The following is a 26,228-nucleotide window of genomic DNA, read 5'->3' as shown; positions in this document are numbered from 1 at the left end:
TAAGCTCTTTTGGAATGAAATTTCTTAAAGAGCTTTAATTAAGTAAAAGCACAAGATGTGGAAGAAGGGAATAATTTATAGTGGAATAATTTATATTTAGAGTCCAAGTGAATATATAGGATTACTTTACAAAAGTATCAGTGCTAGCTCGAAATATATGGAGTGGGGGAATAAAAGTGTATTCAGGAATAACAAGGTGGTATAAACCGATTCTTAATGTTTTTAGAAAAAAAGCTACTCCTCAAACAAAAAGAAAAAATATTGAAGCCTATAATAATATTGATTGGAAAAGATTAGATATAGAAAAAAAATTAGCTAAAGAACATTGTATCATGGCAACACCATCATTAGTCATTAAAAGGCAAGATTCATTTTTACCAATATGGGATCTTAAAATGTATGAATTCTTATTGGAAGAAAATATACCAGATACGGTTCATCCAAAGCTTTGGGAACAGGGGAAATTGAATTTGAATGGAGGCTTATTCAGAGTAACAGATAAGATTTATCAGATAAGGGGTTTTGATCTTGCTAATATGACTCTTATTAGAGGCCAATCGGGGTGGATCATTATTGGTTGCTTGTCCTCTATGGAAACGGCGGAAGCTGCAATTCAACTGGCTAAACAATATGAAGACATTCCTATCAGTGCTGTTATCATCACCCACTCCCATGCAGATCACTATGGTGGTGTATTGGGCGTAATCAAAAGTGGTACAGTGGATGATATCAAAGTATATGCCCCAAAAGGCTTTACAAAAGCTGTCATCGAAGAAAATGTTTATGCTGGTATAGCAATGGCACGCCGAGGTATGTTCATGTACGGCGAATTATTGCTAAGGGATAAAAAGGGGCAGGTTGATAATGGAATTGGAAAATATGTTTCGGGAGGTACCCAATCCCTTGTTAAGAATATTAACGAGATAAAAGAAGACCCTCATAAAGGCTACCATGAAAAAGTAATTGATGGTGTAACTATGCAGTTTCAGCTAACGCCTAATACGGAAGCCAAAGCGGAGATGAATATTTTCATACCTAGTGAAAAGGCTCTTTGTATAGCAGAAAATTGTACAGCAACACTTCATAACTTATATACATTAAGAGGGGCAGAAGTTAGAGATCCGGTGGCTTGGGCAAAGTATATTCAGCAAGCTATCGATTTATTCGGAGATGACTTGACCACAGTATTTGAAGTTCACAATTGGCCAAGGCGAGGTAATAAATATTGCATTGACTATATGGAAAAACAAAGAGATATGTATCAATACATGAATGATCAAACGTTGCGATTGATTAATCAAGGATACACCATCGATGAAGTTGGAAGGATGATTAAATTTCCAGAGAGCATCAGTAAAGAATGGTACAACAGTCCTTTTTATGGTACAGTCAATCACAATGTAAAAGCTGTCTATCAAAAATATATGGGGTGGTACAATGGAAACCCCGTAGATCTCAATAAGCTTTTACCTCAAGACTCAGCAGAAAAATATGTAGAATATATGGGTGGAGAAGAGAATATTTTAGAAAAAGCTAAGAAGTCTTTTGAACAAGGAGAATACCAATGGGTTGCAGAAGTAACAAAACATATTATTTATGCTAACCCAGGAAATAGAGATGCAAGACTACTATGTGCAGATGCGTTAGAACAGTTAGGTTATATAGCAGAATCTGGACCATGGAGAAATGAGTATTTAGTAGGTGCTTTTGAACTTCGTTTTGGCAATACACCGATGCCGGGTACTACATTAACAGATGAGGTTTTGAATGCGTTACCTTTAGATAAAGTACTCTATTTTTTCAGTATAAGAATTGATGGATTAAAAGCAGGTAATTTTAATTATAGAATGAATTTTATTATACCTGATAGAAAAGAAGAAGCAGTAGTTGAAATCAAAAGAGGCATACTACGCTATTTATCAGATCAAATAGATCCTGATGCATCTGTTACTATTATAATGGCGAAAGATACATTGTATCAATTAGCAACGACCAATAAACCTCCGACTAATGCTTCCATAGCAATAGAAGGTGATAAGCGGAAATGGGAGTTATTTTTGTGGTCACAAGATATTGTTGATAAAGATTTTAACATAGTTACCCCATTACCAAAGAAGAATTAATATTAAGAAAGTACCAAACCTCCACATCTATTTGATGAATTCTTGATATTCAAGAAGATTTAAGTGGATTTTTAGTTATAAAAAATAAGTCTTGACTTCATTATATAAAAATGATATATTTAACTAGACGACCAGTCTAATATAAAATGAAAAATCTTGATATGAGATTAGATTTAATTTTTAATAAATTTTAGGAGGATATTTTTATGACGAATAAGGAAAAAATCTTTGAGGTAGTTAAGAACCATAACTTGATGAACATCAGTACTGTTGATGCAAATGGTATGCCAAAATCCAGAGGTGTGGATTATGCTATGGGTGAAGATGAATCAGTATTATACTTTATCACTCATAAGATGACTGCTAAAGTGCAAGAAATTAAGGATAATCATAACGTATACGTTGTCATCGATCATGATTGCACATCCATGGAAGAACTAAATGAGTTGAGATACATTAAAGCTGCAGGGAAAGCTTATGTTGGCGATACACCTGAAAAGATCCAAAAAGCATTTGGTCATATCATTGAAAAATTTCCATATTTAAAAGATTTACCAGGTGAGCAGTCTGATTTTGTTGGTGTAAGAGTTGAGCTTGAAAAAGTATATTTAACAGATAATACGGTACAGTTTGGACATACTGAAGAAGTTACTTATAGATAGATCTGTTTTAATAAATTAGTAGAAGGACTAAATGACTTTAAGGAGTTATTTAGTCCTTTTTTGGGTGCATAAGGTGTTATAATCTTAATAATTCTTATTTTTTTGAAACCTTTTATATAATCTAACTATCTAATAGGGGTAAAGGTGATTTAGGAAGGTCAAGTAGTGCCAATATCATACCATATGTAATTAATATAAAGTAAAAAAGTTTACCTTACTAATTAATAAAGAAAGGGCTTTAAAAAGAGTCTCACTGTCATATGATAGTGGGATTTTTAAACTTCTACTTTATATGCTGAAATTGGGGTGGACACAGTTCGACATTGAACTTTATTGATGATATAATACGATTATAAAAGTTATGCTGATGATTATTATTATATAAATAGATACCATAAGTATAGAGGGGGATTAAAAGAGTGCTTATTAATAGGAAAGAGCTTAAGTATGTCATCAGTGACAGCGATTATTATAGCTTAAGTAATGTATTAAAGAAGTTATTAATACAGGATCCTAACAATGGAGAATTTGGTTACAAGGTTAGAAGTCTATATTTCGATTCTCTCAATAATATTGATTATTATAGTAAAATTCGTGGAGAAGAAGACAGAAAAAAAATAAGACTAAGAATATATGATACAGACTGCCTAAAAGCTAAACTGGAAATCAAACGAAAGATTAATTTTAATCAGATAAAAGAGACTGTTGAAATTAGTAAAGATGATGCCAAGCGTCTAATCAAAAAAGATTATCAGGTATTGTTAAGTTATGATGATCATGTAGCCTCTACAGCCTATAATATAATGTCATTGGGACAATATCAACCAGTGGTATTAGTAGAGTATGATAGAAGAGCTTATATCCATACAGAGAATAATATAAGAATAACTTTAGATAGTGATATTAGAACGAGCGAGACTAATTTTCAGCTATTTTCAGATAGTGTTTGCTTAATCCCCATGTTTAATCATTACCATGCTCTCTTAGAAGTAAAATATAACGGAGAATTATTTGGCTGGATATCACAGATCCTTGGCAATCGAGAAAGTGTTAACCAATCCTTTAGTAAGTACTGCTCATCAAGAAAATTCTATGATAATTACATATCTTAATAACATATATGTGACTTAAATTTAGGAGGACAATATGAAAGAAATACTGTATGATTACCTCATATCAAATAGCAGTAACATTAGCATTATCAAATCCATTGAAATTTTAGTTGTTGCTTTAGCATTAAGCATACTCATCTTTATTACCTATAGATTTACATACAGTGGTGTGATGTATAATAGAAAATTCAATATCTCTTTGGTCATGATCACCATAGTGACGACCATAGTGATGATTGTGATTGGTAGTAATATAGCTTTATCTCTAGGGATGGTGGGTGCATTATCCATTGTACGTTTTCGTACAGCTATTAAAGATCCAAGAGATACATCTTATATATTTTGGGCAATAGCAGTTGGGTTATGTGTAGGTACAACCAACTATGCCATAGCTGTTATGGGGTCCTTATTTTTATTTATCGTTTTAATGGTTTTCAATATTGGCGGCTTTGGAAAAGAAGATCGGTATGTTCTTATTATAAGAGGAAATAGGGTTAAAGAAGAAGAGATGATGAGATGCGTCTTTAATGCTTTTAAGAATAGTCAATTACGAGCTAAAAATTCAACCCAAGATCATATTGAGTTAGTTTATCAAATTAAACTAAAAAAGAATAAGGATAAGAATATCATTAAGGAACTTTATCATATTGAAGGTGTTACTGTAGTTAATTTAGTGGCTCAAAATGGGGAAACAATAGGGTAGGTGTAGTATGAAAAAAAGTATTTCAAAACTTATGGTAATAATACTTTTAAATACTTTCATATTGGTTGCATGCGGCGACAAAAAGATTACTATTGAAGATAAGTTGGATAGCGACTTACCCATAATCATTATTGATACGAAGGGTAAGAGTGTCAATGAAACTGACAAGATAACTGGGGTAATGAAGATATTTGAAGGTGGTATAGATGTATATAATCATACCGAATATAATTTTATATCACAAATAGGTATAAAAATTAGGGGTAATACTACCCGTAAAATGCCTAAAAAACAATATAGTATAGAACTACAAGACTTAAATGGAAATGAACAAGATGAAAGTATTCTAGGAATGGCTAAAGATTCGGACTGGGTACTTAATGCACCATTTGAGGATAAATCACTTATTAGAAATTATGTTGCGTATACAATTGCAGGAGAAATAATGACTTATGCTCCTAAGTCCAGGTTTTGTGAAGTATACCTTATAGATGATGGTAGTAACGAAATAAAAGATGAACATTTTATGGGTCTATACCTCATGATAGAAAAGATTAAAAGAGGAGAAGAAAAAGTAGATATATTCCCAACACAAGATGACCAAGGTGAAACAAGTTTTATAGTCGCAAAAGACAAGCAAAAAGATGAAGATATTATTATTCCAACTTATGGTAATGAAATATACCTTTATGATCACAATATTATTGCTGTTTATCCAAAAAGAGAAATAACAAATGACCAGATCAACTATATAGGTAAGACAATCAGTGAATTTGAGAGGGTATTATATTCAGACAAATATGATATTCCATCAGAAGGATACAATGAATATATAGAAGTAGATTCATTTGTTGATTATTATTTAATAAATGAATTTTTTAATAACACAGATGCAGGTTATGTAAGTACATATATTTATAAGGATTATGGTGAAAAAATACACGCAGGACCTGTATGGGATTTCAATGCGTCCTTAGGTAATAGTAATATATTGAACGAATACTATGATTATACAGGTTTTTATATGCATAATACTACTTGGTTTGAAAGGTTAATGGGGGATAAAAAATTTGTTAGCAAAGTTATTAAGCGCTATAAAGAATTAAGAAAGACTTATTTCAGTGAGGAATTTTTATTAAACTTAATAGATGAAACAGTTGAGTCACTTGATGAAGCACCACAGCGTAATTTTAATGTTTGGCCATTTTATATATGTAATCAGCCAGAAATGTTTAGAAATCCCTATAATGATTTTCAACCTTATGAGCACGATATTAAATTATTGGAAGATTATTTACAGGCTAATCCCCATTTGTTGTATCCAACAGATGGAAAAGCAAGCTCTTATGAAGAAGAAATAGAGTTGTTGAAAGAATTCATCATCAATAGAATTAAGTGGATGGATGAGAATATTGATAGTTTATACAAGTGGACAGATTAGAGGGAAAAGTACATGAAAAGATTTTTACTATTGAGTACATTGATGTTTTTTCTTATGCTTGGATACAGTGCTGGCTTAGTAAGTAAACCAGGAACATACGATAAGATTACTTATTTTACTAAAACAGAAGGTAAAGAACTATTCATTTATAAGGACAATTCTTGGCAAACAATAAAACTAACAGGGATTAATATGAATCCAGGAAAACCAGGAGCTTTTCCTGGAGATAGTTTGGTGACAGAAGAAGAATATTTGAGATGGTTCTCATATATTAAGGACATGTCCATGAATTGTGTACGTGTTCAGAATATCATGCCAGAAGAATTTTATGAAGCACTAGAAGAGTTCAATAGAAATAGAGAAGAACCATTATATCTATTACAAGGGATCTATTTTGATGAAGTATATTTAAAGGACGGCTATGATCCACAATCAAGACCTATGAATAAGATCTTTAAAGATACAATCAAATCAGCCGTTAACATAATACACGGAAACACCAATAATTATGTAAACATTAACTTGTTTGAAACATATACAACGGATATATCCAAGTATGTTATAGGTTATACCATAGGTATTCATTGGGCCACGCAAGACATTATTTATTCAGAGATGATGAATGATGATGTACCCTATAAAGGTGAATACTTCTATACCAATGAAGAAGCCACATCCTTTGAATCATACTTAGCAGAATCAGCTGATTTTCTAGTTGACTATGAAACAACTACCTATGGTGAACAAAGACTGGTAAGTATTATTGGCTCACCTTCATACCACCTTAATAATGGTAATATGTATACCAATGGCTCAAAAACAGTACTCCTTGACAAAGAGAGCGATACAATTGCAAAGGGGTATATTGATGTAGAAAACATAAAAACGACAAATCGTTTAAATTCAGGCATATTTGTCTCATATAATATATACCCTACCTTTAGTCAATTAGTAGAGTATGAAGAGAATGAAGGAATGTATTTTAGTAAGGTTAATAACTATCATAGCATACCAGTTGTGATCTCAGAATACGGTATACCTTCTGCAAGATCTACGGGAGACTTTGTAACGAATACAGATAAAGGGTACATAAGTGAAAAAGAGCAGGCTTATGCATTAGTCACTACCTATCGTGCTATTAATGAGGCTGGATGTGCTGGAAGCATACTCTTTGAATGGAGTGATAGCTGGCATCGATCAGCATGGAATACAAAAGATCGAATTATACTGGATAAATCAGCCTATTGGTATGATGTCCAAACCTATAGTCAATCATTTGGATTAATGGCTTTTGAACCGAATAGCGGGGAGAATATTGTTTATCCAGATGATAATAATGATGAATGGACAAAAGAAGACATAATGAATCAAAGTGAAGATCTATCTTTATCCATGAGGTCCGATGCAAAATATCTTTATTTCATGATTTGTTTACAAGATGGATTTGATCCTGCCATACAAGAGGTGTTCATCGATTTAGATGTAACACCTCAATCGGGAAGGACATCCAGTACAGAGTATAATCTAATCTTTGATAGGCCAGCAGATTTTATTATACAAATTAATAATAAAGATAATTCAAAAGTATTGGTTCACGAATACTATAATACCTATAGTTTTTTGGAACAAGAGAAGAGCTTACGAATACGCCCAGACATGATTGTTCATACACCTGATATGGATAGATTTTCTCCTATCATGCTGTATATACGACCACGAACCTATGTGGAGTCACTAGGCCAGATATTTGAGAGAGAAGCAATTGAAACAGGAAGGCTTGTACATGGTAATTCCAACCCATATAGTGATGCCTATAGCTCTATTTCAGATTTTTATATAGGGAAGGATTATATTGAAGTGAGAATTCCATGGAGTCTCTTAAACTTTATGGATCCGTCGACAATGCAAATACATGATGATTACTATGAAACCTTCCAAATACAACCTATTAAAATTGATAGTTTATTTGCTGGTGTAACTGTAAAGGAAGAAAATCATAAGATTTTACGATTGGATGCAAAACCTTATCAATGGAAGCAGTGGACGCTACCTACCTATCATGAAAGATTGAAGTTATCCTACAATCTTATGAAGGAGGAACTATCTAAAGATAGCCACTAGGTAGGAGGGGAATAAAGGAATGAAGTCAATTATATTCATTTATCTAATACTTATATACTTTGTATATATTATTTCGTGTTCTTTGATATATATGATCTTACAAGACCTAAGGGAGAAGAGATTTAATAAAAAAGTGGGAAAGCTCACTGAAACATTTAGCGAAGAAATCTATAACCAATTATTAACCATAAGTCATAATAAGAGAGTATCTTTTTATGCCATTAATTCTGTGAGACAAAAATTAAAGTTTAAGGCTTACCAAAGAGTCTTTAATAATACTATTATTTTGTTGAATGAAGAGCCACAGAACCATGCTCTTGTAGCCGATTATATGACTCTTTTTGATGACTATATAAAAAAATTGATTAAAGGTAGAAATGAAGGCAGTATAAAAAACGTATACACCGTTTTTCTACTAGGGCAGTTTAAAGTTGATCAAGATTATATTAATAAGTATTTAATGGAGTCATTAAAGACAACTTCCCTTCATTTAAGATTTAATGCACTTAACTCAATTGGGCAGATCGGAAATGTAGATTGTTTTATCGAAGCATTAAGATACCTGACAGAGACACAAGGTTATATTAATGAAAAGGTTTTTATAGATATACTGGATCATTTTGGTGGGAATTTAGAGGTACTTAATATTGAGTTACTGAAGTGCCTTGATGATTTAAGTATTGACATCCAATGCATCATCATTGAACACTGGCAGAATAAAAAGAACAATACAGTAGCAGAGGAGTTATTCAATAAATTACAGGGATCAGATGTTGATAAAGAGATTGAGACAAGTATTATAAAATATTTTAATCAGATCAATTATCCACCTGCAAAGGAAGCATTAATACAACGTTTGGATTCACCGTACTGGGAATGTAGAGCTCTTGTTGCAAAAGCACTATCCAATTATTACTCCTATGATACCATTGATAAACTGCTAATAAGTATAATGGATAGCAATTGGTATGTACGCTTAAATTCAGCCATGACATTATTGGATTTCGATTTAGGGAATATGTTGATATATGATGTTTTACATAAGAAGGACAAGTACTCTAGAGATATATTATTTTATGCTATGTTTGTTAAGAATAAAATAACTTATGATGAGTATATGGAAAAAACAAATGGTAGGAGGCGGTGGTGATGTGGTAGAAAACATAATTGATTATATTAACCAATTTTTTATGTATTATATCTTTGTATACGCCGTTATATTTTTTATCTCCACAATATACGCTATTAACAATTTATACCAGTCCATGGAGAGAAAAAAATACAGGAATAACTTAAGGGTTAAAAATGATGCTAACTATGTCCCTATATCCATTTTAGTTCCTGCCTATAATGAAGAGAAAACTGTAGTTGAATGTATCAGCTCCATATTAAGTCTTAATTACCCTGAATATGAGATAGTCATTATTAATGATGGTTCCTCAGATAATACAGAAGAAGTACTTATCGAAGAATTCAACTTACATAAAGTGATGAGACCTATTAGACGATTGGTAAATAGTAAAAATGACAGAAGTATATATGAAGGCGGAGATCGGATAAAAATCACTTTGATTAATAAAGAAAATGGGGGGAAAGCAGACGCACTAAATTTAGGAATCAATGCCTCAAGATATCCCTTTTTCGTATCCTTAGACGCAGACTCTATTTTGCAGAAAGATTCTTTAAGTAATATAGTTATACCTTTTATGGAAGATGATAGAACCATTGCAGTTGGAGGCAATATAAAGGTTTCCAATCAAATAGTTTTACAAAATGGAGAAGTTGCAAAAGTATTGACACCAAAGAAATGGCTGATTATCATGCAGATGATTGAGTACTATCGTGTATTTTTGACAACACGGGTTTGGTTCAATCAATTTAATGGAAATCTTATCATATCTGGTGCCTTTGGCCTATTTAAAAAGGATGCAGTGATCAATGTAGGCGGATACGATACACAGCACATTGGAGAAGATATGTCACTGGTTGTTAAGATGCACTCATTCTATCGAAAAAATAAATTATCCTATCGGATTCAATATGCCCCAAACGCTATCTGTTGGTCCCAAGTGCCGGAAAGAATATCGGACTTTAAAAAACAGAGACGTCGTTGGCATATAGGCCTAATGCAAAGCTTATTTGAGCATAAATATATTTTTCTAAATACAACCTATGGTTTGATTGGTACCTTTTCTTTTCTTTATTATCTGATATATGAAATGTTATCTTGTGTACTAGATATTGTAGGTGTCACATTCATAATACTGGCCTACTATACGGGATTTATAAATATTCAGTTTTTCGTTACATTTTTTGTTGTTTATATCGGCTACAGCTTTGTTATTTCAGCGGCTGCTATTATACTGGAAAGCTATGTGTTTAAGGATATATTAAATTGGAGGGTTATCTTAAAACTCATTTTTTATAGTTTGATAGAAAGCCTAGGATACAGACAAATATCATCTTTATACCGTTTATCAGCTTTGTTTCAGTATAGAAAAAGAAAACATGAATGGGAGAAAATCAATAGACAACGTCATCATAAGGTTGAATCATAAAAGACCTAGTGAGTAGTTGTATATTCTGAAATTATGACTTAATGTATATAACTTGAAAATATTCCATTAGTACAGTAGAATTGAGTATAACCATATATTTCAATTTTAATGGAGGGATGAATATGGACATACCCATTTGGCAGTACCTATTAACAATGGGAAGCTATTTTACTGCACTAATTTCAATTGTATCTTTTATGAGAAAGCATTATCGCTTTGCAAATGTACTATGGATAGCAGCTTTATTCACATTTCCATTATGGTTAATGGGGAATGTAGAAGGATGGTTTCGGTGGGCTAAAAATTTAAGTGTCTTTATACCAACCATATTTGTTGGTTTTGCTAGGATCTCGAACTATGAGCAAAGGAAGGGTAAGGCATGGAAGTCACTTCAAAAAGATTGGGTTCTTTGGGTATTATACGGTGTTTTATTTTTAAATATTATGGAAGCAACGCTTAAAGATTTTCAAATGGGTAATAACCTTAATGCTCTAGCTGGACTTCTATTATGTGTGACTATACCATTCCCCAATCGTTATTGGAAAATGTCTAAAGAAAAACCTGGTGATCTAATAGTCTATACAACAATTGGATGGAATTTACTATATACTACTTGGAATGCGTGTTTTGTTTTTGGAGAGAGTCCTATATATTTTGCGTCTTCTGTATGCATTTTACTAGCTGCAGAATTGTATCCTGTTATTAAGAAACAACCGGAATTGTATATCATGGCAAGGGTTTATACATTAGCTACTCACCTTCTCATAAGAGCTTGCTTTGGTGGAATATTCCCAATATTAATGAATTCATCAAGCTGGTACAGTGCTGGGGTGTTAAACTACTGGGGTGTTCTAAATGGTATTTTCGCTATTCTATATGTGTTTTGGTACACATGGCAATTACATACTGGACGATCTGAGAAAAGATTTATACGTGATCAAAAAAATCTTTCTACATGAAAAACAAAGAAGAAGTCATTAGCGAATAGGAATTGAACCTAGAGGAAGAATAATGATAATCCTAATTATGGTTAGCTAAAAGGAGGCAAATATATTGGAACTAGTTAATTGGGTTATCATTTATATCATTGTAGCCATAGTTATTTCATTTTCACTCACTTTACTCCTTAAAGGGCTAAAAAAAACCTCAAAGGTGATACAGTTCATTCCAACATATATTAGTTTGCCCTTATTAATTTATGATCTCATCTATGGATTGTTATATACAACAACAGAGTCTGGTATGGGGTATCAAGCTATTTTAATTTTTGCCCTTAGTCTTGTTATCATTATTTGTACAAACGTATTGAGTGTCTACTTACTTAATATAAAGATCAACAGAAATAAAACGAATAATAAAAGTTAAAAAGTAAAATAAAAGTAAACTGACCGAGGAATAAAGACGATATAAATAATAGTATTAATGTAAGAAGGTGTTAAACTATGATTCAATTCCCTTTTCTTAAGATGGTCAATAACATGAATCATTTATTTCTTCGTCAGTCCAAATTAAGTCTCCAGTTAAGTACTGGAAAAAGAATCAATTGTGCAGCAGATGATCCGGCTGGATTAGCTATTTCAGAACGAATGAGAGCTCAGATTCGTGGATTACAACAGGCTCAGAGAAACGCCCAAGATGGTATTTCTATGATTCAGACTGCTGAAGGTGGTATGAATGAAATTCATAGTATACTTCAAAGAATGAACGAATTATCAGTACAAGCAGCTAATGGTACAAACACTGATGAGGATAGACAAAAATTGAATGAAGAATTTCAGCAATTAAAGGAAGCCATTGACCAGATAGCATCAGATACAGAATTTAATACGAAGACGCTGATAGATGGATCTCATGAAACCAATGGCATTCACTTACAAGTAGGTCCTAATTCAGGAAACAGTATCGAGGTGAAGATCGGTAATTTATCAAAAGCAGCCTTAGATATAGATGGATTAGATATCTCTACAGAAGACGGAGCTAAAGAAGCCATGGAGAAGGTTAAAGGTGCCATTCAAACCACTTCAACAGAAAGAGGACGATTAGGTGCTATGCAGAACCGTTTAGAGCATACAATAAGTAATCTATCCAATTATGAAGAAAATCTGATCGCTGCAGAGAGTCGTATTAGAGATGTGGATATGGCAAAGGCAATAGTGGAATTTACTAAGAATCAAATACTTATTCAAGCAGCACAAGCTGTCATGGCACAAGCCATGCAAATGGAAAAAGATCGTATAAAGCAACTTCTTGAAAGTATATAAGGTGGTCTTAGAGGACCACCTTTTTCCATAACCTTAAAGATATTATTGGGTATAAACAAGTTTGATTATTTCTTCTATACTAGGTTCCTCCACCTTAAAATCCTCTACATTAAAATTATTAAACAGTGTTTTTGCAATATCCGAAGTTTTTTCTTTAGTATTTAATGAAAGGGTTAATTCTGTTTTATCTGAATCGTAGACGCCGTTGAATTGGTGAAGTAGATAATCGAGTAGAGGATTGTTATCATGGTAACCCAATTGAGCTACTACTTTAATGGGTAAGTCCATAATAGATTTCAATTGTTCTACCTTACCCTTATAGACAATGTCGCCATGATTTAGAACCAGCATCTCATTACAGAGAACTTCAATATCCTTCATATCGTGAGTCGTTAGGAAAATGGTTTTTCCTCCTTCATTGATTTCACGAAGAAAGTCAATAACTTTATGCTTAGAGACTATATCTAATCCTATAGTTGGCTCATCTAGGAAGAGTAGGTCCGGGTCATGAATCATGCACGCTCCTAACTCAGCTCGCATTCGTTGTCCAAGGCTTAGCTGTCTTACTGGTTGCTTCAGAATATCTTGGAGGAATAAGTTATCTATCAGATAGTCCAATTGTTTTTTATAGGTCTGATCATCAACTTTATGGATACCTTTAAGCAGTTCGTAAGTATCAATGACAGGTAAGTCCCACCACATTTGAGTCTTTTGACCAAAGACAACACCGATATTTCTGACATACCTTTTTCGGTCCTGGTATGGAATGTAGTCACCTACCCTAGCGCTTCCACCGCTCGGAGTCATGATACCAGTTAAAATTTTTATGGTTGTTGATTTACCAGCTCCATTGGGACCGATATACCCTAAGAATTCACCTTTATTGACAGTGAAATTGACATCTTTTAGAGCTTCAATCTTTCTTTTATGTCTGGTAAATAGACTTTTCTTTTCATAGATTGTATAATCTTTTCTTAAACCTTCAACAGTTATAAATGACATAATCATCCTCCTCTCTATGTTACATTATGTACCTGTGCTTGAGTAACGTTTTATACCTGTATTCCAGACCATATAAGCCAGAAAGCTAATAACTAACACACCTATAATTGGCGCAATTAAAAATAAAATCTGCTTCGATTTACCCGTTAGATACAATAATGGATAGTAGCTTATGGTGAAAAAAGGAATGATAAAAGTAAGTGCATGGGTAAAAATGGAATGATAGATGGTTGCCGGATAACTAGCAGCTTTACGAGTAGAATAATGACCTAAAATAATAATATCCTCATTCTTTCCTGTCCAAAAAGCGATGGCGGCTAATAAAATACTAATAGCTAAATTCATGGCTACTGAAGCTACTAAAAGTATGGGAAGGTATATATAATAGGTGGTACTTATAAAGTTCACATTTGATAGCCCCCATATACCAACAGCTAAAGCTTGTAAGATCATTCCAAGTCTTTTAAAGTCCACTTTCTGTAACATAACTTGTACCAAAGCCGGAGCCGGGCGTATAAGTAATGTATCAAATTTACCGCTGAGAATCAGTTGTTCAAAGTTATTGAATCCATCACCAATAAAGCGATAAACACCAAAACCAAATTCAACAATAGCGTACATTAATGCAACTTCATGAAGTTCCCATCCATCTATACTTTGAAATCTTAACAGTATAAAGGCAACAATTAAAAAGTCAGCAAAAAGACCTAAAAAGTTACCAATGATATTAATAACAAAATCAAACTTATATTGGGCATCGCTTTTTAAAGATGCTTTAAAGAGAGTAACAAATAGTGTCATCGTTTAACCTCCTTGTATAGCCATCTTTTTTGTTAGGCGTCCAGATAGAAAATAAGCAATTATAAATAATAGGCTAATCCAAGCCCACTGACTTATAAAAGCCTGTGTGAAATCAAATTGTCCTTGATACACCGCAGTTGGTACGTAAGAAGTGTATGCGAAGGGGAGGTGCATAACGAGTTCTTTAAAATAACTTGGGTAATATTGAAGATGGATAAAGGCGCCACTAAACAATGTGCCAGCAAAATAGTAGAGCATTTGAACACCGTTGATGGATAGAAATTTAATACTCCAGAGACCGATAAAGTAGTTAATCAAAAAAGCAATAATAACACCATTGGTTAAAGTAATCAAATAAGGTAGAATCTGATGAATATTAGGAAGTGCAACCCCCATAGCAATAACGCTAAAAAGAAAAATTGGCATTGAACGAAATAGAAAGTTGTAGACGATATGTCCTAGTACTTCGAAGAAACTACCATAAAGTAAGCTATATGGTCGTAGCATTTCGTATGCAATAGAACCATCATGTACTTTCTTGGGTATGTAACAGCCATAAGGTAAAAACATGACAAGCCATAGTCCAGCTTGATTAACCATAAGATAGGTTACTGCTTCCATGCCTTCAACGGTATTACCTAATACAGCCAGCCAAATTCTCACATTGATGTAACCAAAAACAAGACTACCAATGTTGTTAACAATATGATTCAGTAGATAGACTTGGTCTCTTTCAAAGGATTTTTTTGCAAGTGCTAATCCTTGTAAGATATCAATCACCTCCATGATAAATATGTGATTGAAATGCGATTTGTGGGATAGATAGCTCCCAGTGAGCGGAAATGTAGTATACCATAGATGGCGAAATATTACAAGAAAAAATTTCTATTTACCTTGTATAGTAGTGAATAATATTATACAATGATAATAAGTAATTAAAATTTTAAATTACATTTTAGGATATTCAAGTTATTATAGCAGTTAAGAGAGTTGAGCTATAGAATTTGAGTGAGTTGAATAGAAATGGGAGTACAAAGTGGAAGAAAAAATCATTAGCAGAGAGGTCATTCAAGGTCATGCAGTAGAATTATTTCATCAAAAGGGTGTTGATGCTACTTCTATTAATGAGTTAGTTAAGACGTGCGGTATAGCGAAAGGAACATTTTATCTTTACTTTAGGGATAAAGACGATTTAGTAGAATCGGTTTTTGATCGGTATAGGCAAAATTTTATTCAGGAAGTCATCGATAAGAATAAAGCTATTCATAAAGTAACCTATTTTGCAGATTCTCTTATTGAATATTTTAATAAGAATCAAATGTTTTTAATAGAAATAAGAAAGCATATGAGTACTTATAAAAAGTATGACTATATCGAAAAAACAGTAAAGGCATTTACAAAAGTTATCGTAAATTATTTGAAATTTTATGAAGAATACACCGTTAAAAATATTGATATCTACAATCAAGCTTTAATTGTTATGATATTGGAAATATGTTATCAGGGTATTATCGATGGAAGTTGCGATGATAAAGAAGAAGCTAAAAAGATACTTTGTGATGTATTTAAAAGATTTTTTGGTTGTAATTAAAAATTTTTGTTATTGAATGACCAGTGGTCACTGGGATTGAAGATCTTTTTTTTGCTTCTCATGACCGAAGGTCATTGGTCTCTAATGACCGGTGGTCATGGGATAATCAAATTTAAATACTTAACTTAACACCAATTTTCTGTGTTCAGTATAGAGAATAATTACTGTACACAGTTATAGGTGTGGAGGTTGTATAAAATAATAAAAGGAGAGATTTTATGGGTGAACAAGACAAGAGGGTTTTAATTTTTGGTGCAGGCGCTATTGGGGGATCTATTGGAGGGTGGATAGCTGAAAATTATGACAATATCTATTTTCTCGATAAAGGTAAAAATGCTGAATCGATGAAAAAAAGAGGAATATCAACATACCTTCAAGGACATAAGGATGAAGTTGTAAATGCATCTGTTAAAGTCGTTGATAACATTAGTGAGTGTGAGCCTGTTGATATCATTGTTATTGGTGTAAAAACCTATAGCTTAGATGTTGTATGTCAATTTATTAAAGAAAATGTTAAAAATGAGCCTATCATACTTACACTTCAAAATGGAATCGATAATCAACAGATAGTACCAAAATATTTTAGGAAGGTCATTTATGGTGTTATTAGTTATAATGCATGGTTTGATGAACCTGGCGTCATTGGTTATCAGAAGAAAGGACCTATTATTTTAGGAACACCTGATAATAGTTTGATAAAAGAGATGGAAGAGTTAAAGGGTATTTTCAGTAAGGGTGTTGAAACAGTAATAACTGATCATCTTAAGGATGCTGTTTATTCTAAAATGGTTATTAATCTTACTAATTCATTGACAACAATAATTGGTCTAGGCTATAAGGAAGTAACATCCATGAAGTTATTCAAGAAAGTTTTAACCAATCTAACCTACGAAGGTGTGAAAATTGTGAAAGCATCTGGGTATAAGGAATGTAAGTTAGGAGGCATGCCTTCATGGGGGACACTTTGGTCAGCTTCTCATCTACCTAACTTCTTGACGAATGGTATTTTTAAAAAGAATGTATCAAAAATGGTGCTAAGTAGTATGGGGCAGGATATACTGCAGCGAAAGGGCCACGAAACAGAGTTAGAAACATTAAATGGGCACCTTATCAAAATGGCGGATAAAGCAGGTGTGAACATTCCCTATAATAAAGCTGTATATGAGTTATGCAGAGAAGAATTTAATAAGCCAGTATTTAACCCCATACCTATAGAAAAGGTCTGGGAAAGAGTTCAAAAATATTTATAATAAGGAGTTGGGATTATGAAGGCAACCAGACAATATGATGCTGAAATGCTAAAGAATGAACATTTATTTAGAGATCCATTTTATTCTCGATTTAATCTAAGACCCTTTGACCTTCAATTGGATGATGATATTACGAAAACCTATCAATTTCCTACTTTCTATGGTGATGTAACTACAGCTATTGGTATTTTTACTTGCTCAAGTAAGAAGGCTAAAGAAATGATGCCACATCCAAAAATGAAGCCGGTTATTCTTATGCCAGGTAAAGCACTTGTCATATTTTCTTGTTACGAATATAAAAATGTTATGGGTATACCCGGTTATAATGAAATCGCTATGACCATACCGATTATGGTTGATCCTAAGGTGAATGTACCGATTTTACCGATGGTTATGGATGGGGCTTTTAAGAAGTTTGGGTATTATGTTTTTTCTATGCCTGTTACATCATATGAAAATCAGTTAAGAGGACTAGGTATCTGGGGGTTACCAAAAGTAGTTGAGGATATTGACATATATGATGATAATAAGAACTGTGTTACTGTTGCAATGGAAGATGATGGATCTAAATACTTTGAATTAAGGGTACCAAAGTGTGGAAAGCCAACAGACTTTGATGTTACCTCTAACCTATATTCTGTATTAGATAATAAACTTTTACAGGCAGAGACAAACTTTAAAGCAGTATTCAACGTTAATAAATCATCAGATATACCATCCAATGAATCATGGTTGAAACTATACGATACACCAAGAGGAAGAATATTAAAGAACCTTGAAATTGATGAGAAACCATTCCAATTTAGGTATGCAGAGCATATGACAGCATGTTTCGATCTTCCAAATCCAAATTACACAGTACCATTTAAATTTTAATATTGCGACTCTCCCACATCACATAATATTAGTTTTTGACCTTTTTCTTGTATGCATCTATAATAAGTGTAAAAGCAATGATATTATGAAATGGGGGAAAACTAAATGAAACTTATCTCGTGGAATGTTAATGGTATTCGAGCATGTGTCAAAAAAGGTTTTCTAGATTTTTTTAAAGAAATAGATGCAGATATCTTTTGTATTCAAGAAAGCAAGTTACAAGAAGGTCAGATTGATTTAGACTTAGAAGGCTATCATCAATACTGGAATTATGCAGTGAAGAAGGGGTACTCTGGGACGGCTATTTTTACTAAGAAAGAACCTCTTAGTACTGTATATGGCATGGGCATCGAAGAACATGATCAAGAAGGTAGAGTTATTACCTTAGAGTATGAGGATTTTTATGTGATGACAATTTATACTCCTAACTCACAACGTGGTCTAATGCGCTTAGAGTACCGTATGAAGTGGGAAGATGACCTAAGAGCTTATATTAAAGGATTAGAAGAGAATAAGCCTGTTATCATGTGTGGTGACCTTAATGTAGCCCATCAAGAAATCGATATCAAAAACCCAAAAGCCAATAGAAAAAACGCAGGATTCACTGATGAGGAAAGGGGAAAGATGACAGAATTTATAGAAGCAGGATTTATTGATACATATCGTCATTTTTATCCAGATCAAGATGGGAGTTATACATGGTGGTCATATCGTTTCAACGCAAGAGCTAATAATGTGGGGTGGCGTCTTGATTACTTCAATGTATCTGAGTCACTCAAGCCTAGAATAATAAGTGCTCATATTCACTCAGAAGTATTGGGTTCTGATCATTGTCCTATTGAACTAGTTATTGAATAAAGCAGAGATAGTGGAAGATAAGATTTAAATAATTAAAATCACCTACAGTTCAGTGGGTGATTTTAATTATTTGGAAAAAAAGTATTGACAACAAAGGACTACATGTGTAATCTTATACATAAGGATTACGCATGTAGTCCTTTGTTGAGTACTCAGTTAACTTATGTATTTATAATAACAGTTATACTTAAAAATATTGGAGGAATATGAATGAAGAAAATTATCTTACTATTTATCACACTACTTATTACAATGATTAGCTTATCAGCGTGCGACAATGTAGATCAAGAAGCTGATTCTATTACAATATCAGATTTTTCAGAACCATATAGAATAAGTGATGATCTTACTATTGAAAAAGTTCAAGAACAAGTTTATGTGGTTAATCATGAATTCCCATGGCCGGCCAACTCACTTATTGTTGAAATGGACAATGGAGAGTTAGTTTTAGTAGATACGCCTTATACACCGGAGGCCACCCAATTGCTGCTAGAATGGATGGAAGAAGAATTTGGTGAAAGAAGTACCATAGCTATCAATACTCATTTTCATTTTGATAATTTAGGTGGTAATCAAGCACTAATTAATAATGATATCCCTATTTATGGTTCCAGTATGATTAAGGAAATGATTGAAGAACGTGGGGAAGCCGCTCGACAGCTTATGCTAAGTTGGCTTTCAGATCCTAAAGATGAGGACTATAAAAAGAAATATGAGGAACTAGAATATATTGTTCCCACAGAAGTTTTCAATATTCAAGATGGAATGACATTAACCTTTGATAAAGAGGTAGTGGAGATTTTTTACCCTGGTGAATCCCATTCTCTAGATGCTGTTGTGGTATACTTCCCAGATAAAAAAGTCTTATTTGGTGGATGTATGATGAAAAGTTTAGATGATTATACACTAGGCAATACAGCTGATGCCAATATCAAAGAATGGCCAAAATCAGTTAAAAAGGTAAATGAAGAGTTTTCAGATGTGGGAGTCGTCATACCAGGTCATGGACAGTGGGGGAACAGAGAACTTATAACCCATACCATAAATTTATTCGATATTGAAGAGAATACCACTAAAGTTATTGAACAAGATTTAAGCCAATATTTTCAAGGGTACGAAGGTTGTTTTATATTATATGATAGCAGTGGTCATGAGTATGTGGTCTATAATGAAGAGAAAAGTCAAAAACAAATTCCACCATGCTCCACATTTAAAATCTATCATTCCCTTATTGGTTTAGAAACAGGAGTTCTTGAAGATCAAAATACTGTATTCCAGTGGGATGGTACAGAGCAGCCTATAGAATCATGGAATCAAGATCATACTCTGAAAACAGCAGTTGCTAACTCGGTTGTATGGTATTTTCAGCAGGTAGCTACTGAAATAGGTGAGGATAGAATGGCTTCTTATCTGGAAGAGTTTAATTATGGTAATAAAGACATTTCAGGGGGACAAACAGAATTTTGGTTACAGTCATCTCTTAAAATATCACCCATGGAACAAGTGAATCTCTTAAGTCAATTTTATAACTACGAATTACCTGTAAAGAAGGAGAATATTAATATTGTTAAAGATATCCTCATTTTATCAGAGGAAAATGGTAGAACCCTATCAGGAAAGACTGGAACAGGTGTGGTTGATGGAAATGTGGTCAATGGATGGTTTGTTGGTTATATGGAGGAAGAGAGTAATGTTTATTACTTTGCTTGTAACATTGAAGCGGAAAAAGATGCATATAGTAGCGAAGCAAAGAAGATAACTGAAAAAATATTAAAAGATAAAGGGTTATATTGACAAACGTTAGGTTTAAGGATAGGATGATATTAAGATTATACTTGTAATCTTCATACTTAAATTGTTGAGGTGTTTGCATGAAAGAAATTCCACATATATCAGAAGCAGAATGGAAAGTCATGAAAGTTATTTGGACCGAATCTCCTATTTCTGCTAGTGAGATAATTGATAGATTAGGTGTTCAGAGCACATGGAAACCAAAAACCATTAAAACATTGCTAAGTCGATTGGTTAAGAAAGAAGCCTTAGATTTCAAAATGGATGGAAGACGTTATTTATACTATCCGTTAATTACAGAGAAAGATTGTAGAAAGGCAGAAAACCAATCATTTTTACAGAAGGTTTATGGTGGAGCATTTAATGTAATGTTTGCTAATTTCTTAGAAGAACAGCAGCTATCAAAAAAAGATTTAGAAGAATTGAAGCAAATTCTTAATCGTAAAGAAGAATGAGATGGAGGTAGTTGGGTATGGGGAGTCCAGAGTTTTTTTCTTGGTTATTTTATTCATCACTGATGGGAAGTGTATTGACAATAATTATCTTGTTAATTCGTTTTATATCAAATGATCGACTGGGAGCTAAATGGTATTACTACATTTGGATGCTACTTCTAATAAGGCTGATGCTGCCTATAGGCCTAGAGAGTAAGCTTAATCAAATACTCCCTAGTGCAGGATATCAAGAAAAAACCTTTGAACAGCTTGTTAAAAGCAATGAGGTACTTGATCTAATAACCATGCCAAGAGATTATGCTTTATCTATCGATGAGAATTCTTTGGAATTTATTAGCCAACCCTTATTTGCTCTATGGGCAGTAGGTGCCATTTTATTTATACTTCATGCTATATGCCTTAATCTTAAAAATTGGAGGTTATTAAAGGAGAAAGAGCGCGTTGATGATCCGTCTATTATAAGGATATTGATAAACTGTCAAGATAGGCTACATATTAAAAGAGATATATCTCTTTTGACAACATCTCAAGTACACAGTCCTGCACTAGTAGGGATATTCAAACCATATTTATTAATTCCTAAGGATATCCTTAATAGTCTATCTACTGAACAATTACAGCATGTCCTGCTTCATGAGCTCATACACTATAAGCGAAAAGATCTCATTGTTAATTGGGTCATCAGTTGTTTACAGGTATTGCATTGGTTTAATCCAATTATATGGCACGGTTTCCGCCAGATGAGATTAGATAGAGAAACCGCTTGTGATGCTGTGGTCCTATCTTACCTAAAACCAGAAAAGTATAAAGACTATGGAGCAACTATCATTAATCTATTGGAGAGTACTTCTAATACACACTACTTCTCAAGTGTGGCAAGCTTTTTAAATACTAAAAAAGAAATGAAGAAAAGGATTATAATGATTGCGACTTTTAAAAGGGTGAAGGTAAGAACTACCTTAATAAGAAGCTCTTTGTTTATTTTACTTGGTTGTTTTACCTTATTAACTTGCAGAGGAATGGAACTACCTAAGAAAGCACTCAAGGTTTCAGACCTATCAGGTGAAGTATTCGAGGAAGATTTAGAAGTCTATTTTGATGGCTATGATGGCAGTTTCATCATGCTTAATCTAGGTAAAGATCAGTATCATATCTATAATGAAGAAAAGAGCGTAACGAGAATTTCACCCTATTCCACCTATAAATATCTAATTGCTTTAATGGGTCTTGAAGCAGGTGTGTTGAGAGAAAATGATACCTTGTTGGGGTGGGATGGAACAGTTTATCCTTTTAATGAGTGGAATAATGATCATACGTTAGCATCTGCTATGACTTATTCAGTTAATTGGTATTTCGAAGAAGCAGCTTCAAGAGTAGGAAAAGAAAAGATTACGCTGTATATGGACAAAATTGATTATGGCAATAATGATATCTCTGGTGGTATTAGAGATTATTGGAATTACTCTTCTTTAACCATATCACCACTAGAACAAGTAGAGGTACTTAAAGAATTTTACACTTACAAAATACCCTTTACGAAGCATAATATTGATGCAGTCAAAGAAGTACTTAAAATATCCGAACAAAAAGGTTACTCTTTGTCAGGTAAGACAGGGACTTTAATGATGAATAACCAAGAAACTTGTGGTTGGTTTATCGGCTATGTTGAAATGGATGATGCAACTTATATCTTTGCTACCAATATAGAGGGAAATAATGATGCAGGTGGGTCGAAAGCAAGAGAGATTACCTTGGCAATATTACGGGATAAAATGTTATAAGAAAAAGCGGTAGGGCATCCCTATCGCTCTTTTACTTTCCTAACGAAACAAACTTCAAAAAGAAGACGTAGCATAGCTACATTCCTTTTTAAGATTCTTCATTAATAAGCTCTTGGATTCTAGATTGACAACCTCCACAGCCTGTTCCAGCATTAGTAGCTTCACCAACTGCTTCTACAGTAGTAGCCCCTTTTTTTACTGCTTCACGAATTTCTTCTTCACTTACATCAAAACATGCGCATACTATTTCCATTCCATATACCTCCATAGAATATTAAGTTCACTCTATATAGTTTACTAAATATGACGAATATTATACTTAAAGAAATTTAAATTTTTATCTGCAGAAAGTGACAAAAACACCGATAGTATTTATAGAGGGGTATATTTGGGATGGTGATTATTGAAGTATTAATTTAGTCATATTACAAAATTCTATTATACTAATTTTACAATAGGACGATATATACATTAAGTAATTAAACATTTTCATCTATAAATATTCATATCAGTAACTAAAACTTTCTACAACATGTATTATAATCTTCATATTTTATTCTATATAATTCAGAAAGTTTTAGCCTTAATTCATCACAAAAGATAAAAAATATAGCTAGTAACTAGAACAAAGGTGATGGTATGATCAATAGTAATTTAAAAGATATTAATAAAATAAATGGGATTATTAAAAGAACGATAAAGGAAATTGATAGTAGTCGCTCACAAATCCTTAATATCGTAGATAATGCTAGAGCTGAATACGAATTCATAAAAAGTGAACTGAGTACGATCAGAGAGCAAATTAGTCAAGTTATAGATGAAGTTGATGTCTTAGAAATTAAGAATAAAAAAATGAGACAGCGTTTAGCCCATGTATCTAAAAATTTCAAAACTTTTACTGAAGAGGACATCAAAGCTGCTTATGATAAAGCCTCTGATCTTAAGGTTGCTTATTTAACCAAGCAGAATGAAGAAAAGTCTCTAAGATCCAAAAGGACTCAATTAGAGATTGCTTTAAAAAAAGCTCTAAATACTATTAAAAGTGCTGAAAATGTCATTAATCAAATAGGTATAGCATCTGGGTTTCTGAAGGGAGAAGTCTTGACGGCCATAGATGATATGGATAAAAGTTCAGAGATGTTTATAGGTGTGAAGATTCTAGAAGCTCAGGAAAATGAGAGAAAAAGAATTTCTAGGGATATTCACGATGGTCCGGCACAACATATTGCAAACATCATCATGAAAGCAGATATTTGCGAGAGGATGATTCAATATGATGTAAAGGAAGGTTTAAATGAGCTTGCTGATTTGAAGAGTGCTGTTAAAGTGGCATTAAAAGAAGTAAGAGGAATTATCTATGACCTTCGACCAATGTCTTTAGATGATTTAGGATTGAATAAGACTATAGAAGAGCATGTCAAGACCTTTAGCAGGGAAGCTTATATCGATACTGATATTCGCCTAGGGTCTATTCAAACTGAGGTTGAGTCAATTATACAAATTGCTGTTTATAGGATAGTACAAGAAATATTAAATAATATTAAAAAACATGCACAGGCCAATTATGTTGAGGTAAAATTGGATTATGGTTCAAAATACTTGCGATTAGTTGTTACAGATAATGGCATTGGTTTTGATGTTGATGAGACTTTAAATAGAGTTAAAACCAGAGGGGAATCTTACGGACTGCTGGGAATACTGGATCGAGTTAACCAGCTTCAAGGAGAGATTAAGATTAAATCATCCAATCGCTTAGGCACAGAATACATTGTAAAACTTCCAGTAAACCGAGAGGTGATTAAAGATGAAAAATGGGGAAATTAAAGTGTTGATTACAGATGATCATGATCTAATTCGTGAGGGTCTAAAGAGAATTATTAGTTTTGAAGAGGATATCATAGTAGTAGGAGAAGCTAATAACGGTAAAAAGGCAATCTCAATGATAAAGGACTATCGTCCAGATGTCTTATTGCTTGATATGAATATGCCAATCATGGACGGGCTTGGGGTGTTAAGAAAATTAAAAGAAGAAAACAGTCCCTTGAAAACGATTGTACTTACAGTGGAAAACGATAGCAAGACGATTCATGATGCTATCAATATAGGTGCAGATGGCTATGTATTAAAAGATTCTGCTGGTGAAGAAATAGTTGATGCCGTTCATAGTGTTTATAGAGGCGATAAATATATAGATAAGTCCCTTGTTGCTCTGCTATTTTCAGGCATACAAAGACCAAGTGCTAAGGAAAATAGTATTTTGAATGAATTAACAGAACGAGAAGTAGATGTATTATTTTATATCTCAAGAGGTTTAAGTAATAAGGAAATAGGTGAAAAGTTATTTATATCGGAAAAGACTGTTAAAAATTATGCTACAAATTTATTTAGAAAGCTAGGCGTTAGCGATCGTGTACATGCTACAATATTGGCTCTTCAACATAATATTGATGATTATTACCAAAAGCATTACAAAAAATAGATAGGGACCTTGGTCCCTTTTTTTTTATGACCATTTGCTATAGAAGAAGGGACTGCGGTTATCTAGCATCAATATCCTCTAAAGCGTATAATAATATTAACAGAACAAGAGATAAATAAAGAGGAGGAGATACGATGTTAAATATTTATAATTTCTTATCATCATTCTTACATAATGAAGAGGGGCAAGGTATGGTTGAGTATGCATTATTGATTGGATTATTAGCAATTGCATCTATAGTAATTGTTACAGCATTAGGAACGGATATAGCAGCTCAGTTCCAAACAATTATTGATAAACTCAATATACCTACATCTTAATCACTTATTATGCTCTAATCAGCTCTGCTGATTAGAGTTTTTT

At 33.1% G+C, this 26,228-nt stretch carries 25 protein-coding genes; 21 read left to right on the top strand and 4 right to left on the bottom strand.

Going from position 1 to position 26,228, the window contains the following annotated elements:
* Window positions 1–176 precede the first annotated feature (176 nt).
* From C1Y58_RS16910 to C1Y58_RS16860, 11 genes are all read left to right on the top strand, one after another.
* Complete coding sequence (locus C1Y58_RS16910) at window positions 177–2,123, top strand: alkyl/aryl-sulfatase (RefSeq protein ID WP_207655774.1); 1,947 nt, start codon at window positions 177–179, stop codon at window positions 2,121–2,123.
* Window positions 2,124–2,329: 206 nt separating this feature from the next.
* Window positions 2,330–2,785, top strand: coding sequence for a pyridoxamine 5'-phosphate oxidase family protein (locus tag C1Y58_RS16905; RefSeq protein WP_105617271.1), 456 nt, complete (start codon window positions 2,330–2,332; stop codon window positions 2,783–2,785).
* Window positions 2,786–3,204: 419 nt separating this feature from the next.
* Complete coding sequence (locus C1Y58_RS16900) at window positions 3,205–3,897, top strand: polyphosphate polymerase domain-containing protein (protein ID WP_105617270.1); 693 nt, start codon at window positions 3,205–3,207, stop codon at window positions 3,895–3,897.
* A 34-nt stretch (window positions 3,898–3,931) separates the two neighbouring features.
* Complete coding sequence (locus tag C1Y58_RS16895) at window positions 3,932–4,600, top strand: DUF4956 domain-containing protein (protein ID WP_105617269.1); 669 nt, start codon at window positions 3,932–3,934, stop codon at window positions 4,598–4,600.
* Window positions 4,601–4,607: 7 nt separating this feature from the next.
* Window positions 4,608–6,041, top strand: a complete 1,434-nt coding sequence (locus tag C1Y58_RS16890) for a CotH kinase family protein (RefSeq protein ID WP_105617268.1) — start codon at window positions 4,608–4,610, stop codon at window positions 6,039–6,041.
* 12 nt (window positions 6,042–6,053) lie between these two features.
* The gene (locus C1Y58_RS16885; protein ID WP_105617267.1) at window positions 6,054–8,162 is read left to right on the top strand and encodes a hypothetical protein; all 2,109 of its coding nucleotides are present in this window, start codon (window positions 6,054–6,056) and stop codon (window positions 8,160–8,162) included.
* A gap of 19 nt (window positions 8,163–8,181) precedes the next feature.
* The gene (locus C1Y58_RS16880; RefSeq protein ID WP_105617266.1) at window positions 8,182–9,312 is read left to right on the top strand and encodes a HEAT repeat domain-containing protein; all 1,131 of its coding nucleotides are present in this window, start codon (window positions 8,182–8,184) and stop codon (window positions 9,310–9,312) included.
* A 1-nt stretch (window position 9,313) separates the two neighbouring features.
* Window positions 9,314–10,720 (top strand): glycosyltransferase family 2 protein, encoded by a 1,407-nt coding sequence (locus tag C1Y58_RS16875; protein WP_105617265.1) that lies wholly within the window; start codon window positions 9,314–9,316, stop codon window positions 10,718–10,720.
* 122 nt (window positions 10,721–10,842) lie between these two features.
* Complete coding sequence (locus tag C1Y58_RS16870) at window positions 10,843–11,679, top strand: hypothetical protein (protein ID WP_105617264.1); 837 nt, start codon at window positions 10,843–10,845, stop codon at window positions 11,677–11,679.
* 94 nt (window positions 11,680–11,773) lie between these two features.
* Complete coding sequence (locus C1Y58_RS16865) at window positions 11,774–12,085, top strand: hypothetical protein (protein ID WP_105617263.1); 312 nt, start codon at window positions 11,774–11,776, stop codon at window positions 12,083–12,085.
* A 77-nt stretch (window positions 12,086–12,162) separates the two neighbouring features.
* On the top strand, window positions 12,163–12,981 hold the full coding sequence (locus C1Y58_RS16860) for a flagellin (RefSeq protein ID WP_105617262.1): 819 nt from the start codon (window positions 12,163–12,165) through the stop codon (window positions 12,979–12,981).
* 42 nt (window positions 12,982–13,023) lie between these two features.
* Here the strand turns inward: C1Y58_RS16860 and C1Y58_RS16855 are convergent, their stop codons facing one another.
* Genes C1Y58_RS16855 through C1Y58_RS16845 form a run of 3 tightly spaced genes read right to left on the bottom strand, consistent with a single transcriptional unit; the run spans window position 13,024 to window position 15,564 of the window.
* Window positions 13,024–13,983 carry an ABC transporter ATP-binding protein gene (locus C1Y58_RS16855; protein WP_207655772.1) on the bottom strand — a complete coding sequence of 320 codons (960 nt, stop codon included), beginning with the start codon at window positions 13,981–13,983 and terminating at the stop codon, window positions 13,024–13,026.
* 24 nt (window positions 13,984–14,007) lie between these two features.
* The gene (locus C1Y58_RS16850; protein WP_105617261.1) at window positions 14,008–14,784 is read right to left on the bottom strand and encodes an ABC transporter permease; all 777 of its coding nucleotides are present in this window, start codon (window positions 14,782–14,784) and stop codon (window positions 14,008–14,010) included.
* Window positions 14,785–14,787: 3 nt separating this feature from the next.
* Window positions 14,788–15,564, bottom strand: coding sequence for an ABC transporter permease (locus C1Y58_RS16845; RefSeq protein WP_170311623.1), 777 nt, complete (start codon window positions 15,562–15,564; stop codon window positions 14,788–14,790).
* Between the two features lie 256 nt (window positions 15,565–15,820).
* Between C1Y58_RS16845 and C1Y58_RS16840 the strand changes: the two genes are divergently transcribed.
* The 7 genes from C1Y58_RS16840 (at window position 15,821) to C1Y58_RS16810 (ending at window position 23,386) form a co-directional block, all read left to right on the top strand.
* On the top strand, window positions 15,821–16,375 hold the full coding sequence (locus C1Y58_RS16840) for a TetR/AcrR family transcriptional regulator (protein ID WP_105617259.1): 555 nt from the start codon (window positions 15,821–15,823) through the stop codon (window positions 16,373–16,375).
* Between the two features lie 218 nt (window positions 16,376–16,593).
* Window positions 16,594–17,625: a ketopantoate reductase family protein gene (locus C1Y58_RS16835; protein ID WP_105617258.1), complete on the top strand. Its 1,032-nt coding sequence runs from the start codon at window positions 16,594–16,596 to the stop codon at window positions 17,623–17,625.
* Window positions 17,626–17,640: 15 nt separating this feature from the next.
* Window positions 17,641–18,501: an acetoacetate decarboxylase family protein gene (locus C1Y58_RS16830; protein ID WP_105617257.1), complete on the top strand. Its 861-nt coding sequence runs from the start codon at window positions 17,641–17,643 to the stop codon at window positions 18,499–18,501.
* 105 nt (window positions 18,502–18,606) lie between these two features.
* A complete protein-coding gene (locus tag C1Y58_RS16825) occupies window positions 18,607–19,359 on the top strand; it encodes an exodeoxyribonuclease III (protein ID WP_105617256.1) in 753 nt (250 codons plus the stop codon).
* 210 nt (window positions 19,360–19,569) lie between these two features.
* On the top strand, window positions 19,570–21,153 hold the full coding sequence (gene blaOXA, locus C1Y58_RS16820; protein WP_105617255.1) for a class D beta-lactamase: 1,584 nt from the start codon (window positions 19,570–19,572) through the stop codon (window positions 21,151–21,153).
* Between the two features lie 77 nt (window positions 21,154–21,230).
* Window positions 21,231–21,605 (top strand): BlaI/MecI/CopY family transcriptional regulator, encoded by a 375-nt coding sequence (locus tag C1Y58_RS16815; protein ID WP_105617254.1) that lies wholly within the window; start codon window positions 21,231–21,233, stop codon window positions 21,603–21,605.
* Between the two features lie 17 nt (window positions 21,606–21,622).
* Window positions 21,623–23,386 (top strand): BlaR1 family beta-lactam sensor/signal transducer, encoded by a 1,764-nt coding sequence (locus C1Y58_RS16810; protein WP_105617253.1) that lies wholly within the window; start codon window positions 21,623–21,625, stop codon window positions 23,384–23,386.
* Window positions 23,387–23,474: 88 nt separating this feature from the next.
* Here C1Y58_RS16810 and C1Y58_RS16805 read toward each other — a convergent pair whose 3' ends face one another.
* Window positions 23,475–23,639 carry a (2Fe-2S)-binding protein gene (locus C1Y58_RS16805; protein WP_242985416.1) on the bottom strand — a complete coding sequence of 55 codons (165 nt, stop codon included), beginning with the start codon at window positions 23,637–23,639 and terminating at the stop codon, window positions 23,475–23,477.
* A 386-nt stretch (window positions 23,640–24,025) separates the two neighbouring features.
* Here C1Y58_RS16805 and C1Y58_RS16800 point away from each other — a divergent pair, with 386 nt between their 5' ends.
* From C1Y58_RS16800 to C1Y58_RS16790, 3 genes are all read left to right on the top strand, one after another.
* Window positions 24,026–25,210, top strand: a complete 1,185-nt coding sequence (locus C1Y58_RS16800) for a sensor histidine kinase (RefSeq protein ID WP_105617251.1) — start codon at window positions 24,026–24,028, stop codon at window positions 25,208–25,210.
* A complete protein-coding gene (locus tag C1Y58_RS16795; protein ID WP_105617250.1) occupies window positions 25,191–25,865 on the top strand; it encodes a response regulator in 675 nt (224 codons plus the stop codon). The genes C1Y58_RS16800 and C1Y58_RS16795 overlap by 20 nt, the downstream gene beginning before the upstream one ends.
* Before the next feature lie 134 nt (window positions 25,866–25,999).
* Window positions 26,000–26,185 carry a Flp family type IVb pilin gene (locus C1Y58_RS16790; protein ID WP_105617249.1) on the top strand — a complete coding sequence of 62 codons (186 nt, stop codon included), beginning with the start codon at window positions 26,000–26,002 and terminating at the stop codon, window positions 26,183–26,185.
* Window positions 26,186–26,228 lie beyond the last annotated feature (43 nt).

Source organism: Vallitalea okinawensis, from assembly GCF_002964605.1.
In the GTDB taxonomy this organism is placed as follows: domain Bacteria; phylum Bacillota; class Clostridia; order Lachnospirales; family PQDH01; genus Vallitalea_A; species Vallitalea_A okinawensis.
This window is presented reverse-complemented; position numbering and strand designations above follow the sequence as displayed.

Coding starts and splice junctions, on each gene's coding strand:
- C1Y58_RS16835 (WP_105617258.1), top strand. CDS start 16,594: ATGGGTGAACAAGACAAGAGGGTTTTAATTTTTGGTGCAGGCGCTATT.
- C1Y58_RS16815 (WP_105617254.1), top strand. CDS start 21,231: ATGAAAGAAATTCCACATATATCAGAAGCAGAATGGAAAGTCATGAAA.
- C1Y58_RS16855 (WP_207655772.1), bottom strand. CDS start 13,983: ATGTCATTTATAACTGTTGAAGGTTTAAGAAAAGATTATACAATCTAT.
- C1Y58_RS16790 (WP_105617249.1), top strand. CDS start 26,000: ATGTTAAATATTTATAATTTCTTATCATCATTCTTACATAATGAAGAG.
- C1Y58_RS16800 (WP_105617251.1), top strand. CDS start 24,026: ATGATCAATAGTAATTTAAAAGATATTAATAAAATAAATGGGATTATT.
- C1Y58_RS16830 (WP_105617257.1), top strand. CDS start 17,641: ATGAAGGCAACCAGACAATATGATGCTGAAATGCTAAAGAATGAACAT.
- C1Y58_RS16895 (WP_105617269.1), top strand. CDS start 3,932: ATGAAAGAAATACTGTATGATTACCTCATATCAAATAGCAGTAACATT.
- C1Y58_RS16825 (WP_105617256.1), top strand. CDS start 18,607: ATGAAACTTATCTCGTGGAATGTTAATGGTATTCGAGCATGTGTCAAA.
- C1Y58_RS16810 (WP_105617253.1), top strand. CDS start 21,623: ATGGGGAGTCCAGAGTTTTTTTCTTGGTTATTTTATTCATCACTGATG.
- blaOXA (WP_105617255.1), top strand. CDS start 19,570: ATGAAGAAAATTATCTTACTATTTATCACACTACTTATTACAATGATT.
- C1Y58_RS16905 (WP_105617271.1), top strand. CDS start 2,330: ATGACGAATAAGGAAAAAATCTTTGAGGTAGTTAAGAACCATAACTTG.
- C1Y58_RS16805 (WP_242985416.1), bottom strand. CDS start 23,639: ATGGAAATAGTATGCGCATGTTTTGATGTAAGTGAAGAAGAAATTCGT.
- C1Y58_RS16890 (WP_105617268.1), top strand. CDS start 4,608: ATGAAAAAAAGTATTTCAAAACTTATGGTAATAATACTTTTAAATACT.
- C1Y58_RS16850 (WP_105617261.1), bottom strand. CDS start 14,784: ATGACACTATTTGTTACTCTCTTTAAAGCATCTTTAAAAAGCGATGCC.
- C1Y58_RS16885 (WP_105617267.1), top strand. CDS start 6,054: ATGAAAAGATTTTTACTATTGAGTACATTGATGTTTTTTCTTATGCTT.
- C1Y58_RS16870 (WP_105617264.1), top strand. CDS start 10,843: ATGGACATACCCATTTGGCAGTACCTATTAACAATGGGAAGCTATTTT.
- C1Y58_RS16880 (WP_105617266.1), top strand. CDS start 8,182: ATGAAGTCAATTATATTCATTTATCTAATACTTATATACTTTGTATAT.
- C1Y58_RS16860 (WP_105617262.1), top strand. CDS start 12,163: ATGATTCAATTCCCTTTTCTTAAGATGGTCAATAACATGAATCATTTA.
- C1Y58_RS16795 (WP_105617250.1), top strand. CDS start 25,191: ATGAAAAATGGGGAAATTAAAGTGTTGATTACAGATGATCATGATCTA.